Source organism: Streptomyces sp. NPDC001880 (assembly GCF_053594575.1).
The window spans coordinates 1-3,914 of the sequence record NZ_JBSFET010000210.1 but is presented as its reverse complement, the minus strand read 5'-3'; the positions used below and the strand labels follow the sequence as shown (position 1 = coordinate 3,914).

4 protein-coding genes are annotated in these 3,914 nt (G+C 71.7%); 3 read left to right on the top strand and 1 reads right to left on the bottom strand.

All coding sequences use genetic code 11. The features are described from left to right. The coding region (locus tag ACWCQ6_RS36225; RefSeq protein WP_451096631.1) for a baeRF3 domain-containing protein at nt 1-1,180 on the bottom strand (1,180 nt) is incomplete at its 3' end. A 127-nt stretch (nt 1,181-1,307) separates the two neighbouring features. Between ACWCQ6_RS36225 and ACWCQ6_RS36220 the strand changes: the two genes are divergently transcribed. The 3 genes from ACWCQ6_RS36220 to glsA all read left to right on the top strand — a co-directional run. Continuing rightward, complete coding sequence (locus ACWCQ6_RS36220) at nt 1,308-1,802, top strand: DUF1269 domain-containing protein (protein WP_451096629.1); 495 nt, start codon at nt 1,308-1,310, stop codon at nt 1,800-1,802. 132 nt (nt 1,803-1,934) lie between these two features. Beyond that, a complete protein-coding gene (locus tag ACWCQ6_RS36215; protein ID WP_451096627.1) occupies nt 1,935-2,501 on the top strand; it encodes a hypothetical protein in 567 nt (188 codons plus the stop codon). Between the two features lie 13 nt (nt 2,502-2,514). Further along, nucleotides 2,515-3,914, top strand: a 1,400-nt coding sequence (gene glsA, locus ACWCQ6_RS36210; protein WP_451096625.1) for a glutaminase A, incomplete at its 3' end; no start/stop codon positions are given.

Sequence of the window (3,914 nt, the reverse complement as noted above, 5' to 3'; positions counted from 1 at the left end):
GCCGTCCGCATCTACAAGAAGTACGAGGACGCCTCGATCTCCGTCGTGAAGAACCAGCCCTACCGGCTGGCCGCAGGGCCGCCGCGATCCGTCCGTGTTCCGCGAGCGAGTCGTCCGGGAGGAAGACCACGTCGGCGCCGATGTCCAGGGCCGCCTCGACGAGCTCGTCCACGATGTCCTCGCGGACCGTGCCATCCGTGAGGTCCGCGGCCTCGCCGCTCACCGGCTCCAGGTGCTTGTCCGTCACCCGGACCGTCTGCTGGAAGTGCTCCTCCACCGCGACCAGTCCGGCACGGCCCTCCCGCACGGCGGCCCACACCTCGTCGAGACCGCCGGCGAAGGCACGACGACCGCGCGCCTCGTCCAGCTTGCCGTCGATCTCCGCCGCGAACCGCCGCTGCCGTTCGTCGAGCGCCGGCCGCAGCTCCTTGAGCAGCTCGCTCGGTGGCATGTCGGCGGGCGCGCCCTTGGCGACCCGGCCGACGGCCGACTTGGCACCCTCCCCGACCTCGTCCAGCAGAGACAGCGCGGGGGCGAGGCCCACCAGATGGAGCGGGCGAGGGTCCTCGGCCAGTACCGCGCGCAGCTTCTCGTCGACCGAACGCAGGAAGTTGCGCGTCTCCTCGTCGCTGAAGGTGCTCGGGGTGTCGCCGACCCGCTCCTCGCGCTGCGGGTTGGGGGGCTCCTGCGGAGCCGTCAGCGGGAACCCGCCGGTCCGCTCCTCGCGCAGGGCGTCCGCAGTGCCGCTCCACAGGGCGGCCCGGTCGGCCGACACGGTGAGCGCCCAGAAGGGCTGGGCCTGCGCCTTCGCGGCGACCAGGTTGCGGGTCAGATAGGTGTCGCTGAGCACCACCCGTTCGGGCGCGGTGCGCGGAAGCTGCCAGATCTGGTGCTCGTCGGCGGTGACGAGGAGGACCAGGGCGTCCAGGGCGCGTCGGGGGTCCACCTCGGTGACCGCCCGGTCGAGTTGTTCCTGGAGCGCGGTCCGCGCCTCGCGGGTGACCGCGGGGTCCGCTTCCAGTCGCCCGGCGGCCTCGGCCACCAGGTTGCGCAGCCGAACGGTGTCCTGGGCGTTGTCCGGGGCGCGGCGGTGCGTCGGCATGGTCAGGGACAGGGCCGGATAGGGCTTGACCGCCCGCAGTTTCTGCAACAGGCCGGCGGTCAGGGCATCCGTATCCATCGTTCTCCCAGGGGGTTCGGCCGGAATCCGCTCCCGAGCGAAGCGGGTGAATTCGACGAGTCAATTCATACCTTTTGATCCTAATATGGGCGAGTTCTTTCGTTGTTGTTCCCAGGAGGTGTATGCGATGTCCACGCTCACCGTGTGGAGGTTCCAGTCGGCCGAGGGTGCGGAGACCATGGAGACCTCGCTCAAGTCCCTTCAGAGGGAGGGGCTGATCAAGATCCACGACGCGGCCGTGGTCAGCTGGCCCGCCGATCGGGCGAAGCCCAGAACCAAGCAGTTGGTCAACCTCGCAGGCGCCGGTGCTCTGGGCGGCACGTTCTGGGGGATGCTCTTCGGGCTGATCTTCCTGATGCCGCTGCTGGGCGCGGCGATCGGTGCGGCGGCCGGTGCGCTGGGCGGCAAACTCACCGACATCGGCATCGACGACGACTTCATCGCCGAGGTCAAGGAGAAGGTGACACCGGGGACTTCGGCCCTGTTCCTGCTGACCACGGACGCAGTGCCCGACCGGATCAGCCAGGCGCTCCCGCATGGCGGTGCCGTGCTGCTGCACAGCAACCTGGACGCGCAGAGCGAGGAACGGCTGCGTGAGATCTTCGGCGACGACGCGGCCTGACCGGCCGGGGGAGAGCGACGATCCGCGCTCTTCCGTACTGCCCCGATCCTCCCTCGTGTGCGCGTCCCGCCCTGCCTTGCCTGTCCCTCCCTCCCCTCTTTCCCTATGGCCTTCCGAGCAGACGGAGCGTCCGTGAACCCGATCAGACCCCTGCGGCACGCCCTCGGCGGCCGCGCAGTCCGCAGTCTGACCCCGGCCGTGCTGGCCGCGTCGGTCATCGCCGGTTCCGCCGCCTGCGGCGGCTCCGACACCACGTCGACCGGCACGGCCAGAAGCATCCGAACGGTCTCTCCCGAACCGGCCATGACCCGGTCCGCGAGTCCCACCGGGCGTACCCAGCAGGAATTCGCCGCCTCGGTCTCCGCCGCCGCCGAGCGCAACCGGCAGCAGGCGGTGAAGCAGCTCGCAGGTGTGCAGGGCCGGGGCAACGCGGTCACGGATGTCTCGGTGACCGGGCAGCCGGTCGCGAAGTCCGAGCAGTTCCGCAGTGCCCTCGTCCGCGTCACCAACCACACGGACAAGGCCGCCTTCTACGCCGTCAAGGTGGAATTCCCCGACGCGTCGGGGAAGGTGCTCGACTCCGTGGTGCTCGGTTTCCCGGACGTCGCGCCCGGACGGACCGTCAACCAGCTCGCCAACAGCCGCAAGGCGGCCGGCGTCAAGACGGTCCCCCGGATCGCCCAGGCCGAGCGCAGCTGACGGCCGGGGCCGGGTGAGTACCGCCGCCGATGCCGTCACCGAGGCCCTGTGTGAACTGCACACGCGGTTCACCGGATTGCGGGACGGCCGACCGGCCGAATACATCCCGCAGTTGGCGCGGACCGACCTGGACGCGTTCGGGCTGGCCCTGATCAGCATGGACGGCCACCGCTACAGCGCGGGTGACGCCGATGCCCCGTTCACCCTGCAGTCCGTGTCGAAGCCGTTCGTCTACGCCCTCGCCCTGTCCGTCCTCGGGCTCGACGAGGTGTGCCGCTGGGTCAATGCCGAACCCAGCGGCGAGGCGTACAACGCCATCAGCCTGGAACCGGGCACCGGGCGGCCCGACAACGCCATGGTCAACGCGGGTGCCATCATCACCACCGCGCTGATCCCGGACGCCCCCGACGTCCCGAGGTTCGACCGCATCCTCGACTGCCTGAGCCGCTTCGCCGGCCGGCGGCTGGACGTGGACGAGCGGGTGTATGCCTCCGAGGCCGCCACCGGAGACCGCAACCGCGCCCTCGCCTACCTGATCCGGAGCACCGGGCCGCTGCCCGTCGACCCGGTCGCCGCGGTCGAGACGTACTTCAGGCAGTGCGCGGTACGGGTCACCGCACTGGACCTGGCCGCGATGGCCGCCACCCTCGCGCACGGCGGAGTGAACCCGCTCACCGGTGACGCGGTGGTCCCGGAGCCGGTCGCCGCGCAGGTGCTGGCGGTGATGGCGACCTGCGGCATGTACGACGCCTCCGGCGACTGGCTGCTGCGTGTCGGGCTGCCCGCGAAGAGCGGTGTGTCCGGCGGGCTGATCGCCGCCGGACCCGCGCGGTTCGGCCTGGCCACCTACAGCCCGCGGCTGGATCCGACCGGCACCTCGGTGCGTGGGCGCGCCGCGCTCGGCGCCCTGTCGGAGCGGCTGGGCCTGCATCTGATGCACAATCCGGCACTGGCCGCCAGAACCGTCACACTCGTCGCCACCGCCGACGAACTGCCCACCGCCGGGGCCGCACCCGGGGAGCGTGCCCCGCGCGAACGGGTCGCGGTCGTGGCCGCCCAGGGCGCCATCGACTTCACCGCGGCCGAGCGCGTGCTGCACGCGCTGGACGAGTCCCGCCCCCGGTCGACGGAACCGGTCGTGCTGGACCTGCAACAGGTGACCGGCGTCGACCGGGTGGCGCGGGCGATGCTGCGCGTCGGCCTCGGCCGGATCTCGGCGGACGGGGTGCGTACCGCCGTCGCCGACCCGGCGCGCCGGCTCGCCCTGCCCTGCCCCGGACAGCAGGACGCGGCGACGGCCCCTCGGTGGTTCGCGACCCGTGCGCAGGCCGTGCCGGGTGGTCCAGGAGGGACTGGTGGAGGGTGGGCGGGCCGGGCAGCACCGAGATGCGTTCGGCGGCGATGTTGGCCAGG

Excerpts from the sequence above, each read along its gene's own strand:
- ACWCQ6_RS36220 (WP_451096629.1), top strand. The coding sequence starts at position 1,308 with ATGTCCACGCTCACCGTGTGGAGGTTCCAGTCGGCCGAGGGTGCGGAG.